This window comes from Nostoc sp. (genome assembly GCF_036917195.1).
Classification (GTDB): Bacteria; Cyanobacteriota; Cyanobacteriia; order Cyanobacteriales; family Nostocaceae; genus Nostoc.
In genome coordinates this window covers 180247-191872 of the sequence record NZ_JBALDG010000005.1, presented here as the reverse complement: position 1 = coordinate 191872, position 11626 = coordinate 180247, and the positions used below count along the sequence as shown (strand labels likewise).

Sequence of the window (11626 nt, the reverse complement as noted above, 5' to 3'; positions counted from 1 at the left end):
ATTGGAAAACGTACCTCGGATGCTGCAACTTCGATCTGCTTATCTCAATGGTCAGCTTACTAGCTGATATTTTTGCAAAGGTGAGATGTTCCCACTATATAAGTCATAATTGAGTAGTAAGACACTCATAAATGACGGTCTATAGCTGACGTCTCTCATTATTAAGCAGATATTAAGGAAGCGTCTGGTAGCTTTGCAAAAAATGAGTCTAGAAATAACTATTTACTTCCATCAATAATTATAGGATTTACGCATAGTAAATTCCCAAACTCCCTTTTCAAGGATACTTTTAATATCCCCTCTTTTAAAAGGGAATCTAGGTTTTAGATTTTCAATGCGTAAGTCCTGAATTAGTTATTTGGGGTGGTTGGTGTAGTTACACCTGTTGGAGTAACGTGTTTTTTAAGTGCGGATTGTTTAACTAAGGATTTACTTCTAACAGCTTTGCCGTAGTGGTGATGTTTATGATGCTTCCGTTTTGCAGTTCTGGATTTGGCAACTTTAGCAGTTGCGTAAGTTGTAGTCGGGCTAGAAGTAGTTTTGGCTTGAGCAGTGGATGCAGAAACGGCTACAGGGGCAACAACCATTAGAGCCAAAAGTAAGGCTTTAGCGAACTTATTCATTTTAAACTCCTCATCAAATAACCAATCGCCTAACTATCTACTAGCGATATGTCATTAGTTTGTAATTGGTGTGAATCTTTTGTGTGATTTTTCGATTATCTCTATTTGAAGATAGATGACTTTAAATAAATACCTTGCTGTATGATACTCGTTGCCATAAAATAATTTGCCATTTCCAAGTTAGATGTAACAGGAAACATCCCAGTTTTTTGTAAAGATGACGAATAATTTATCTGCCCTTTGGGTAAGGCAAAAGCAAGATGGATTCTTAAAAAGATTATCTCGACTAAAAAGAGGAAAATTTAAATTGACTAATCACTCATTCTGGTTCTTTTGGTTTATGTTCTTCAGTATTATTCTTGCCCGGTATTTTCTGATAGCAGGAGGAGCATACTTGCTTTTCTATCTAGTTTTGGGGCAGTCTGTAGCCAAACAGAGTTTGCGTCTGAAGCCGCCAATAAGTGAGTCAATCAGAAGAGATATTCAATTATCGATTCTTTCGGCAGTGGTTTTTGCTGCTTTTGCTGCGCTGATCATCTCAGAGTGGGGTTTGGGAGTAACACTTTTATACACTGACCTTTATAAGTATGGATTGTGGTACTTGGTAGCTAGTTTTGTTGCAGTACTTATTCTTCAAGATAGTTACTTTTACTTTATGCATAGGATGTTTCACCATCGTCTGATTTTCAGATGGATGCATTATGGACACCATCGTTCAAAAGAGCCAACACCTTGGAGTTCCTTTGCATTCGACTTGCCAGAGGCGATTATACAAGCATTATTCTTCGTAGGTGTAATCTTTATCGTTCCACTCCATTTCATCACCTTACTTGCCATACTTATGACTACGACAGTATGGGCAGTGGTGACTCATCTTGGATTTGAGGTATTCCCCAGATCATTTAAGAGCCAGTGGTTAGGAAAATGGTTCATTGGATGTATGCATCATTCAATACATCATCGCAAGTACATGGTGCATTACGGATTGTACTTCACGTTCTGGGACAAGCTACTTGGTACTGAAGAGCCTAATTATGAAAATCAGTTTCACACAAGCGAGTTCTAATATCGTGTCCGGTGAAAGAGGCTTTTGGGATTTTTGCACAGATGCGCTAATTATAAGTGATTAACCGGACTTGATATAAAACAAGATATATCAATTAGTTTTAATTACCTCAAATTTGCGTAGGCATAGCCCGTCGTAGACATCGCCTTTCTCATAAATAGCATATCCCGTCTTTGTGTAACATTTTCAACCTCATCCAAATAACTGCTATTTGACTATGATGCCTGTGTGAATTTTGATTAAGAAATGCTCAGAGCCATTAATTCTTCTGATATTTCAAAGTTAGCTGTGACATTTTGCACGTCATCCAAGCCTTCTAGAGAATCAATTAACTTGAAAAGCGATCGCGCCTGATCCGGATCAGTAACTTCTACACTATTACTGGGAATCCAGCGCAATTCGGCATCAGTCACCTTAAAGTCCTGATCTTTGAGTGTCTGGCTAAGGGTTTCTAAATTTGCAATGTCAGTAAATACCTCAGCCATCTCATCTTCAGTCATCTCATAAGACTGGGCACCGCCTTCGAGGGATGCTTCTAAAAGCTGTTCTTCGTCAACCACACCCTGCACCACACAAACGCCCTTTTGGTCAAACATCCAGCTAACGCAACCTGTTTCACCAAGATTGCCACCATTTTTACTAAAAGCTACACGCAAGTCAGCAGCAGTGCGATTGCGATTATCTGTGAGGGCTTCGATTAAAATCGCTACACCACCAGGGCCATAGCCTTCGTAGCGAATCGCTTCAAAGGTAGCATTATCCCCGCCAAAAGTGCCTGCACCTTTAGCGATCGCTCGTTCAATATTATCATTGGGGATACTCGCTGCCTTTGCCTTGTCAATTGCTGTGCGAAGTTGAAAATTCAGCGCCGGATCTGGTACGCCGCTTCTAGCAGCAACGATAATCGCCCTGGATAACTGAGTGAAGGTTTTTCCCTTTTTTGCATCTACTACCGCTTTTTGGCGCTTAATATTTGCCCATTTACTGTGTCCTGCCATAATCTGAAATTATCAAAACTCTATTCAAGATTAGGATATAAACGCTTGCAAAAACCATAACTTTAGATAATTGTGCAACTATCCATCAGAGTGGCATTGTTGTGAGGAAACGAGGAAAATTGACCAATCATTTTTATCAACATTATTATGCACGATTTTTTTTGTCTCCTCGCCATGCCAAGCGAAAAAGAAACAAAGAAATAAGAAGCTAAGAAAATTTGGCGCAGCCTCACTAAGAAATGGTATTAGATCAAGTTAAATATGGGCGATCGCGTCCGATATTTCCTGGCTATAATCGGATTTCTGACAGTTTAGGTCGGGCGATTGAATCTGTATTATTGGGTAAAAGTTTGCCAGCAGATTCACTCAGAGCAACCCAGCAACGCCTAGATTTGATTTTCAAGTGATTCAGGCGCGTAGTTTACCGCACAACTCTTGGAGATGCTCTTGCTAGCTTGCTTCCCCATAGGGGTACGACAGGCTCAGTGAGCACCGTAGGCATCGCATTCTGTTTAAATCACGAAAGGTTCAAGTTCGCGGTTATACCACTGATCTCTAATACGTTCAGTAACCAGCGGTCTGATGATAAACTTGGGTGGACTACCATCCAGAACATCAATCCGCACACATGAGTAAGGCAGGCGGTTCTGGTAATTGTAGTCGTGACGACCCACAAAAAGCATTGAATCAGCAACTTTCCGAGTAGGTTTACCTGCAATTTCGGTAAAAGTCTCCATCAATTCAGTCCCCCTTCGCCGTTGATAGCGAGGACGATGACCACTACCACCAGAGATAATACAGTTAATGTGGGAGTCAGCAAATCCAGTATCAGTTGTGCAAAGATGCTCCAAACAGTGAGCGTGACCATTTAAAATTAAATCGACTATAGGACGTTCTTTAATTAGAGAACCAAGAGTTTGTGCCACTTGTTCAAATACCCAGCGCAAGCGGTGGCGAACCGCCAAGGTTTGTGCCTGATCCCACTTGGTAGCTTCTGTGACATAGGGCGGATGGTGGAAAAAGATCACACGTCCGCGCACCTCGGAGGTGTTCCAAGATTCAATTAGTCTGCTTCGCAACCATTCAAGTTGTTCAAAGTCGATCGCAGGCATTTCATCAGATGCCAATTGTTTTTCAATATCGATTTTTATTTCATTTATTTGGTCTAGTTTGGCGCTAAGTTCATCAAGTTGTTCTGCTTCGGTGGGTTTATCTAGGTTGAGGCGATTGCATATTTCCAAAATCTGCAATTCTTCTTGATCTATTTCCTGGCGACGCTTTTGCAATTGGCGGCGGTAAATTTCTCCCTCTTGAGTTGTAGGTAAGGGTGATGGTGTATTAAAGGTGTTGGAATCCAGTGCGAAAAAGTCAATACCGCCGTAACGAAAGGTGTAATAGCGATTGGGTAAGCGGGTAAAATTTCCAGGTTCGTAACGCAAACAGCGCCCTGTGTCGGTCTTAGCAGTATAGTGTTGATCTAAATGACGTTCTAACTCTTGTGGGGAAGCGATCGCCTGGGTATAGTCCATAAATGCTCGCGCATAGGCATTACCTTGATATGAACCATGCCAGCCAATCTCGATATCTTTGTAGCGCAACAGGCGACGTAATGAAGATGTTGTTCCAGTAAATAAACGGTACATTAACGGCACATCGTAATAATCATGATTACCGAGTACTGGCAAAAAGGGCAGATTAAATACCATGCGGTCATAGGGAATGCCTTTCGGGTTGTCGCCACCAACAAGAAATTCCCGGTAAGGCTCAATAAAGTTTGTTGAATAATACTCTTGGGAACCCACTACATAGATTACATCGCCTGTGTGCAAAACAAAACTGCAATCATCGCGCTGAGTCAGCATCAGTTCGGCAACTTTTCGTTGGGGGTGGTGTTGAGAATGGGATTTGGTGCCGGAATCACCGATAACCATAAAGGAAAATTCTGGACTATCCTGTTTGCGATCGTCAATAACCATGCTGGTTTGGTCAATTCCCCGTTGCACAAAACTTGGATGCATCCACCGCACCCGTTCCTTCATCTTTTGAATTTTTACAGGAATCGGTGGATCAGAAATCAATTTCATGGCTGATAACTCTTGAATGCCTAACGCACATGTCGATTGTAACGAAATGATAAGGGTTTTAATTGGGGACTGTGGAAGAGGCAGGGGGAGCAGGGGACAAGGGAGAATTATTGAACAAGTTTCTTCCTTATGCCCAATGTTTAAGGTAAATTTTCTCGCAGTAATGCTCGAAAGCCTGCTTGTTGAAAATGCTCATCAGCAGTTAGTGCTTCAGTGATTCCGCTATATTGCATCACAATAAAAGATACGCAATCCCCAAATCCCCATTCTTTCTCTGTTTGTTCCCGATATAGCTCGAAAGCACGTTCGTAGAGTTCCTGGGAGAGAGGGACAATTTCTACTTTGGAGTCTGCTACTAGAGAATTTAATAATATGATTGCCGCCTGACGATAAGGTAGTTGGGATAAGGCATTGCCAATTTCCAACATTACCGCCTGTGTTGTCACTAAACGAGTTTCTGCCGCTTGTAACATTTTAGCCAGATGTAAGGCTCGGTCATGCAAGCGATCGCTCGGTGCAGATAAGGCAATGGCAAATGATGTATCAAGAAAGACTTCAGAATGCATGGAAAGTTTACTTAGTGTACAAAGATTTATCTATATTTGCAGACCAGTCAGGTGGTCCATCTAAGTTGAGCGATCGCGCCGTTTGCAGAAATGATACCGTTTCATGTTCACTTGGCGGTAAAATTTCAATACTGATTCGCACGTGGGTATTGATTGGCAGTGCGATCGGTTCAGCCGGATAGAACACTTTACCATTAAACACAGCTGTGATTTTTTCTACCATTTTTCGCAAAAAGTGCTTTTAGTCTATCCTAAGCTGGTTGTGACAATACGGGTAGAGTAGACGACGCAATAACTAGTGAAGATACTTATAGCTGTCTTACGAATTATATCGATTTTTCAGAATTGCCTAAGTCACCAACTGAACTAATGTTAGTTAAATCCCTACTCTCAGCTATTTATCAGAATCCGAGATTCTGGGTCTGTGAAGTTGCAGTGGTCTTGGTCTTTTACAGACAAAAGGAGGAAAAATTTTCGCTTTTTCCCAATTCTTAGCCAAAAATTGTTGTAGCAATTTTATACACAAATAACCTATGTAGGCTGTAAATAAATCAGCTTTTTGGAGTTGGGCAGAACACAGAGCTTAGACCCTACCTTTGCTACTTTGATGATCAACTCCTGACTTAATAAAAAAAATTGAAGCCAGATGAGAACTAATGTTCTATATATCCTATAATTTTCTTAATTACGGTATCTGTCTAGAAACACCGTAGATTTAGGGGTGTATTCTAATGAGCAAGTCGCAACAACTGACACAATTAAGTAAATTCCTCAGTGAGGGAATGCAGGCTTATGCTATGAAAGCTTTGCAAACCATACAATCGTATAAACAGACAATTAAAAGTTGGTTGAATGGACACACTGTGCAAAGCTTTGTGAGTCTGTTTTTAGTAGGTGCTTTTTTGAGTATAGCAGTTGCCTCCTGCTCTGGAAGCAGTTCAGCTAGCAAAAATGATGTCAAGCTAAAACTCGTTTCTTTCTCTGTTACCAAAGCAGCTCATGACCAGATAATTCCCAAATTTGTAGAAAAATGGAAGCAAGAACACAATCAAAACGTCACATTTGAGCAAAGTTATGGGGGTTCTGGCGCTCAAGCGGCTGCTGTCATTGCTGGTTCGCAAGAAGCAGATATAGTACATTTGGCACTTCCTTTGGATGTCAGCAAAATTCAGCAAGCGGGTTTGATTAAATCGGGTTGGGAAACCGAAGCTCCGAGAAATGGTATTGTTAGTAAATCGGTTGCTGCGATCGTCACCCGCGAAGGCAATCCCAAAGGCATCAATACTTGGGCAGACTTAGCAAAAGATGGCGTGAAAGTGATTGCTGCTAACCCAAAAACTTCTGGTATTGCTATCTGGGAATTCTTGGCTTTTTGGGGTTCCGTGAGTCTAACCGGAGGTGACGAAGCGACAGCGCTAGATTACGTCACCAAAGTTTATAAAAACACTCCTATTCTGACGAAAGATGCTCGTGAAGCTAGCAATTTATTTTTCCAACAAAATCAGGGTGATGTCTTAATCAACTATGAGAATGAAGTAATTTTAGCAGGAAAAAATGGGACTAAATTACCTTATGTTGTACCCCAAGTCAATATTTCCATTGATAATCCTGTAGCCGTAGTTGATAAAAACGTTGATAAACACGGTACAAGGGAAGTTGCACAAGCATTTGTTGATTTTCTTTACTCGACAGAAGCTCAACGAGAATTTGCTAAATTACAATATCGTCCTGTTAACCCCACTGTCACCCAAGAAGTAGCATCACAATATCAGCCAATTAAAACTTTATTCACATCTCAAGATTTAGGTGGCTGGGATATTATCCAGAAAAAGTTTTTTGGAGATGGGGCTATTTTTGATAAAGTTAAGGCTGCTAGCAAAGCATGATATCTATACTTTTCGTGCAGGATTATCTACTAGCAAATAGCCAAGCATAAAAAACTTTAAGTCACTTTACTCAATTGATAATTTATGAGCTTTCGTAGCAGATTTAAGGATAGCTTTTTCCTCATATTTTTAATGATTATTGCCAGTAGTATCACTTCTTGTAGTAGCAACGAGGAAAAGAAAAGTCAGGTGAGTATTGATGGTGCAGCTGTAGGTTTTCCTATTTCTTTAGCAGTTGCAGAAGAATACGGTAAAGTCAAACCTGAAGCTAAAGTAAGCGTTGCCTCAAGTGGTACTGGTGGTGGTTTCAGTAAATTTTGTAATGGTGATATTGATATAGCTGGTGCTTCTCGCACCATTCGAGATGAAGAAATCAAAAAATGTAAAAGTAAGAATATTGAATTTGTCGAGTTGCCTATAGCTTTAGATGGCATCGCTGTGATTGCTAACCGCCAAAATAACTTTGCCAAATGTTTAACTATTAAGGAACTGGGTAAGATTTGGGGTGGCAAATCAGACGGTAAAGTATTGAGATGGAATCAAGTTAATCCTAAGTTTCCTAATGAAAAGTTGAAGCTGTATGCTCCATCTTCTGATACGGGAACATTCGATTATATGACTCAAGCTGTGACTGGTAAAGCCAAGAATGGCCGTACAGATTACACTGCGACTCAGAATCAAAACCTTCTCGTACAAGGAGTGTCAGGTGATGTAACAGCCTTGGGTTATGTAGGGATATCTTACTATATTCAAAATCAAGAAAAACTGAATCTAGTTGCTGTAGAAAGTCTTACAGGAAAGTGTGAAAAACCAGTGCCGGTGGATAATGTAATTAAAAACATCTATACACCTTTGTCTCGTCCTCTGTTCATCTATGTTAGTAAAAAATCCTTAGACAATAAGTCAGCAGTAAAAGAATTTGTAGATTTTTATCTAGAAAATTCTTGGAAGTGGGTAGATAGTGTTGGTTATGTGGCACTACCGGATGAAGCTTATCTCAAAGTCAAACAAAAATTTGCTACTGGTGAAACTGGGACGAAGTTTAAAAAAGCAAAACCAGGTGAACCAATTACAAACTTTATTTAAATAAAGTTTCAGTCATTGTAGTCTGATTGTAGTCAAAAATCCCTTGTTTATGCAGAATACCAATTATCAAGACGATCCTTATCTACTATCCAGAGAGTCACTGGAAAAAAATGCATCTGAAGATATTTCAGAAAAGATTGTTGCGGCGATTTTATTCGCTTGTGCTTTAGTCTCGGTTTTGACTACCTTTGGTATTGTCGTAATTATTTTTCAGGAGACATTCAGTTTTTTCCAAGAAGTCTCCTTTGCAAAATTCTTTCTTGATACTAAATGGACACCTCTATTTGCCGATAAACATTTTGGCGTTTGGCCATTAATTAATGGCACTTTCTTGACTACAGCTATTGCGATGGCAGTTGCTATTCCTTTAGGTTTATCTTCTGCTATTTATTTGAGTGAATATGCTGAACCTAAAGTGGCAGCAATTTTACGTCCTGCGGTGGAACTTTTGGCAGGAATCCCAACAGTAGTATATGGTTACTTTGCGCTGTTGTTCCTTACACCATTGCTGCGAAATTTTATCCCTCTGGAAATATTCAACGCTTTGAGTGCAGGGTTAATGATGGGGGTAATGATTACTCCTACTGTTGGTTCTATCAGCTTAGATGCTATCCGAGCAGTTCCCCGTTCTTTGCGAGAAGGAGCTTATGCTTTAGGTATCACTAAACTGGAAACCATTTTTAAAGTAGTTCTACCAGCTGCACTTTCTGGAATCATAGCCTCAATTATTTTGGGTATTTCTCGCGCTGTAGGTGAAACAATGACTGTCCTTATCGCCGCCGGACAACAACCAAGATTAACTGTTAATTTGATGGAATCAATAGAAACAATGACAGCTTACATGGCACAGATTTCTGGTGGAGATAGTCCGCGTGGTAGTCTTAATTTCAAGACATTATATGCTGTAGGCGCTGTTCTGTTTCTACTTACTCTTGCTTTGAATATTGTTAGTTATTGGATTGCTAATCGCTTTAAAGAAAAATACGACTAAATAGATATGGCTACAAGTTATCAACAAGATAATTCTTTAGAATCTGCGGCAGAATTTACCGATAATGTTGAGAGTAGAGATAAATTAGGGAAAGTATTTGAAGTACTTTTTTTGTTAGGATTGCTGATTGGTTTATTTGTCTTAGCGTTGCTACTATTTGATATTTTGCGAGACGGATTAGGCAGATTTTTATCACCCGGCTTTCTTACGGAAACTCCTTCTCGTTTTGCTGACCAAGGTGGTATTCGTCCTGCGATTATCAGCAGTATGATTTTAGGAGCTGTTGTGATTTTAGTAACTGTCCCAATTGGTGTTGGAGCAGCTTTATATCTAGAAGAATATGCACCTAAAGCTTGGTGGACAGCGATTATTGAGATTAATATCAGTAATCTGGCAGGTGTGCCTTCTATTGTCTATGGATTGCTGGGTTTAGGGGTTTTCAATTATTTGCTTGGGTTTGGCCCCGCTTTGATTTCCGGTGCATTGACTTTATCTTTGTTGTCTTTACCAGTAATTATTGTGACAGCTAGAGAAGCAATTCGCGCTGTCCCAGATTCCCTGAGAAATGCTTCTTACGGATTAGGTGTCACAAAATGGCGAACTATCAGCAGTCACGTGTTGCCCTATGCTATTCCTGGTATTTTGACGGGGGTAATTATCTCTATATCCCGCGCTATTGGTGATGCAGCCTCTCTAATTGTTGTAGGTGCTGTAGGTTTTCTCACCTTTAACCCTGGTTTGTTTCAGAGATTTATGGCATTACCCATTCAAATTTATAGTTACATCACTCGTCCTGAACCGGGTTTTGCTAGTGCAGCAGCAGCGACAATTATTGCGTTGTTAATCTTGATTTTAGTTTTAAATGGTGTAGCAATTTATATTCGACAACGCTTCTCAATAAATTAGGTAATTAAATATCTAATTGGATACATTCACGGATATTAGGAGAACAGCTAAATGACTTATAGCAATAGTAGAAGTCAATCAGATAGTGCCACAATCAACCAAGACAAGGGTGTATTCAATGTTGAAGGTGTGAAGGTATACTATGGGGGATTTTTGGCACTTTTAGATGTTTATCTAAAGATTCCTGATAAACAAATTATTGCTTTTATTGGGCCTTCAGGATGTGGTAAAAGTACCTTACTGCGTTGCTTCAACCGGATGAATGATTTAATCCCTGGAGCTAAGGTAGAAGGGAGACTGAATTATCGCAATCGCAATATTTACGATCCCAAGATAAATTCTGTAAAATTACGCCGTCAAGTCGGAATGGTTTTTCAAAGACCGAATCCTTTCCCCAAGTCAATATACGAAAATATTTCCTTTGGGCCGCGTGCTAACGGTTATAAAGGTAACATTGATGAATTGGTGGAAGATTCCCTCAGACGCGCTGCTATCTGGGATGAAGTCAAAGACAAACTCAAAGAGAAAGGAACTGCATTATCTGGCGGACAACAGCAACGACTTTGCATAGCAAGAGCGATCGCGATGAAGCCAGATGTATTATTGATGGATGAACCATGTTCTGCTCTCGACCCAATTTCTAGCCGCCAAGTCGAAGAACTCTGCTTAGAACTCAAGGAGCAATATACCATCATTATGGTGACACACAATATGCAGCAAGCTTCCAGAGTCGCAGATTTCACGGCTTTCTTCAATACAGAAATTGACGAGCATGGCAAACGTCGGGGAAAATTAGTTGAGTTTAATCCTACGGCGCAAATGTTCAGTTCTCCTCAAACCAAAGAAGCTGAGGATTATATCAGTGGACGCTTCGGTTAAAGAGATATCACAGCCAAAGGGAAAGGTAAAAGCCAAGTTCAGTTGTGAGCGACTATTATTCCTTTGCCCTTTCATTTAAATTTAGTCAACTTAATAGACATCTCCGGAAATTAATTATGTGTTCACCAAAACCCTTGTAGAGACGCGAAATTTTGCTTCTCTACATTCTTTTCCGGAAATGTCTAATGTCCCCGAAAAAATCCATCGGTCTACTGAAATTAAAATATAAGCTTGCCATTGCAGCAAACAGTTTCTTTAAGTCATATTTTGTTTACGAATCAGCTCTTATTGAGCTAATAGCTTAATTTGCCATAGTGTCAAGCGATCGCGGTACGATAATTGAGAATTAATAGCATTGATAGTTTGCCGCGACACTTCTACATGGGAGAGTTCATCTGGTGTTAATCATTCTAAAGATATCTGCGCTCTGTGATTTGAGCATCTGCGATCGCAGATCGTACAAAATCTCAGTTTAATAGGAAATTTTTCAAGAATTTATCTAGGCTGTAATATTTTCAATCAAGAGTTAGGAGAAGATTGC

11 protein-coding genes and 1 pseudogene are annotated in these 11626 nt (G+C 40.0%); 7 read left to right on the top strand and 5 right to left on the bottom strand.

Going from position 1 to position 11626, the window contains the following annotated elements; genetic code table 11:
- Positions 1-350 precede the first annotated feature (350 nt).
- The gene (locus V7K40_RS01440) at positions 351-623 is read right to left on the bottom strand and encodes a hypothetical protein (RefSeq protein ID WP_334956037.1); all 273 of its coding nucleotides are present in this window, start codon (positions 621-623) and stop codon (positions 351-353) included.
- A gap of 340 nt (positions 624-963) precedes the next feature.
- Here V7K40_RS01440 and V7K40_RS01435 point away from each other — a divergent pair, with 340 nt between their 5' ends.
- Complete coding sequence (locus V7K40_RS01435; RefSeq protein WP_334956045.1) at positions 964-1689, top strand: sterol desaturase family protein; 726 nt, start codon at positions 964-966, stop codon at positions 1687-1689.
- A gap of 239 nt (positions 1690-1928) precedes the next feature.
- On the opposite strand, the gene V7K40_RS01430 is transcribed toward V7K40_RS01435, so the two are convergent.
- Complete coding sequence (locus V7K40_RS01430) at positions 1929-2687, bottom strand: YebC/PmpR family DNA-binding transcriptional regulator (RefSeq protein ID WP_334956036.1); 759 nt, start codon at positions 2685-2687, stop codon at positions 1929-1931.
- Between the two features lie 236 nt (positions 2688-2923).
- Between V7K40_RS01430 and V7K40_RS01425 the strand changes: the two are divergent.
- Positions 2924-3094, top strand: a pseudogene (locus tag V7K40_RS01425) (ABC transporter substrate-binding protein); the annotation flags it as partial.
- Between the two features lie 105 nt (positions 3095-3199).
- Here V7K40_RS01425 and V7K40_RS01420 read toward each other — a convergent pair.
- The 3 genes from V7K40_RS01420 to V7K40_RS01410 all read right to left on the bottom strand — a co-directional run bounded on the left by V7K40_RS01420 (position 3200) and on the right by V7K40_RS01410 (position 5560).
- The gene (locus V7K40_RS01420) at positions 3200-4771 is read right to left on the bottom strand and encodes a metallophosphoesterase (RefSeq protein ID WP_334956035.1); all 1572 of its coding nucleotides are present in this window, start codon (positions 4769-4771) and stop codon (positions 3200-3202) included.
- A 140-nt stretch (positions 4772-4911) separates the two neighbouring features.
- Positions 4912-5337, bottom strand: a complete 426-nt coding sequence (locus tag V7K40_RS01415) for a type II toxin-antitoxin system VapC family toxin (protein ID WP_334956034.1) — start codon at positions 5335-5337, stop codon at positions 4912-4914.
- A gap of 7 nt (positions 5338-5344) precedes the next feature.
- Entirely contained in the window at positions 5345-5560 is a 216-nt protein-coding gene (locus V7K40_RS01410; RefSeq protein ID WP_334956033.1) for a hypothetical protein, read from the bottom strand.
- 508 nt (positions 5561-6068) lie between these two features.
- On the opposite strand from V7K40_RS01410, the gene V7K40_RS01405 reads away from it, so the two are divergent.
- The 5 genes from V7K40_RS01405 to pstB all read left to right on the top strand — a co-directional run bounded on the left by V7K40_RS01405 (position 6069) and on the right by pstB (position 11085).
- The gene (locus V7K40_RS01405) at positions 6069-7223 is read left to right on the top strand and encodes a sulfate ABC transporter substrate-binding protein (protein ID WP_334956032.1); all 1155 of its coding nucleotides are present in this window, start codon (positions 6069-6071) and stop codon (positions 7221-7223) included.
- 84 nt (positions 7224-7307) lie between these two features.
- Entirely contained in the window at positions 7308-8309 is a 1002-nt protein-coding gene (locus tag V7K40_RS01400) for a PstS family phosphate ABC transporter substrate-binding protein (protein WP_334956031.1), read from the top strand.
- Between the two features lie 49 nt (positions 8310-8358).
- A complete protein-coding gene (gene pstC / locus V7K40_RS01395; protein WP_334956030.1) occupies positions 8359-9300 on the top strand; it encodes a phosphate ABC transporter permease subunit PstC in 942 nt (313 codons plus the stop codon).
- Positions 9301-9306: 6 nt separating this feature from the next.
- Positions 9307-10206, top strand: coding sequence for a phosphate ABC transporter permease PstA (gene pstA / locus V7K40_RS01390; protein WP_334956029.1), 900 nt, complete (start codon positions 9307-9309; stop codon positions 10204-10206).
- 51 nt (positions 10207-10257) lie between these two features.
- Positions 10258-11085, top strand: coding sequence for a phosphate ABC transporter ATP-binding protein PstB (gene pstB / locus V7K40_RS01385; RefSeq protein ID WP_334956028.1), 828 nt, complete (start codon positions 10258-10260; stop codon positions 11083-11085).
- The last annotated feature ends 541 nt before the right edge of the window (positions 11086-11626 follow it).

Excerpts from the sequence above, each read along its gene's own strand:
- V7K40_RS01405 (WP_334956032.1), top strand. The coding sequence starts at position 6,069 with ATGAGCAAGTCGCAACAACTGACACAATTAAGTAAATTCCTCAGTGAG.
- pstC (WP_334956030.1), top strand. The coding sequence starts at position 8,359 with ATGCAGAATACCAATTATCAAGACGATCCTTATCTACTATCCAGAGAG.
- V7K40_RS01415 (WP_334956034.1), bottom strand. The coding sequence starts at position 5,337 with ATGCATTCTGAAGTCTTTCTTGATACATCATTTGCCATTGCCTTATCT.
- V7K40_RS01420 (WP_334956035.1), bottom strand. The coding sequence starts at position 4,771 with ATGAAATTGATTTCTGATCCACCGATTCCTGTAAAAATTCAAAAGATG.
- V7K40_RS01410 (WP_334956033.1), bottom strand. The coding sequence starts at position 5,560 with ATGGTAGAAAAAATCACAGCTGTGTTTAATGGTAAAGTGTTCTATCCG.
- V7K40_RS01435 (WP_334956045.1), top strand. The coding sequence starts at position 964 with ATGTTCTTCAGTATTATTCTTGCCCGGTATTTTCTGATAGCAGGAGGA.
- pstB (WP_334956028.1), top strand. The coding sequence starts at position 10,258 with ATGACTTATAGCAATAGTAGAAGTCAATCAGATAGTGCCACAATCAAC.
- V7K40_RS01430 (WP_334956036.1), bottom strand. The coding sequence starts at position 2,687 with ATGGCAGGACACAGTAAATGGGCAAATATTAAGCGCCAAAAAGCGGTA.
- pstA (WP_334956029.1), top strand. The coding sequence starts at position 9,307 with ATGGCTACAAGTTATCAACAAGATAATTCTTTAGAATCTGCGGCAGAA.
- V7K40_RS01400 (WP_334956031.1), top strand. The coding sequence starts at position 7,308 with ATGAGCTTTCGTAGCAGATTTAAGGATAGCTTTTTCCTCATATTTTTA.
- V7K40_RS01440 (WP_334956037.1), bottom strand. The coding sequence starts at position 623 with ATGAATAAGTTCGCTAAAGCCTTACTTTTGGCTCTAATGGTTGTTGCC.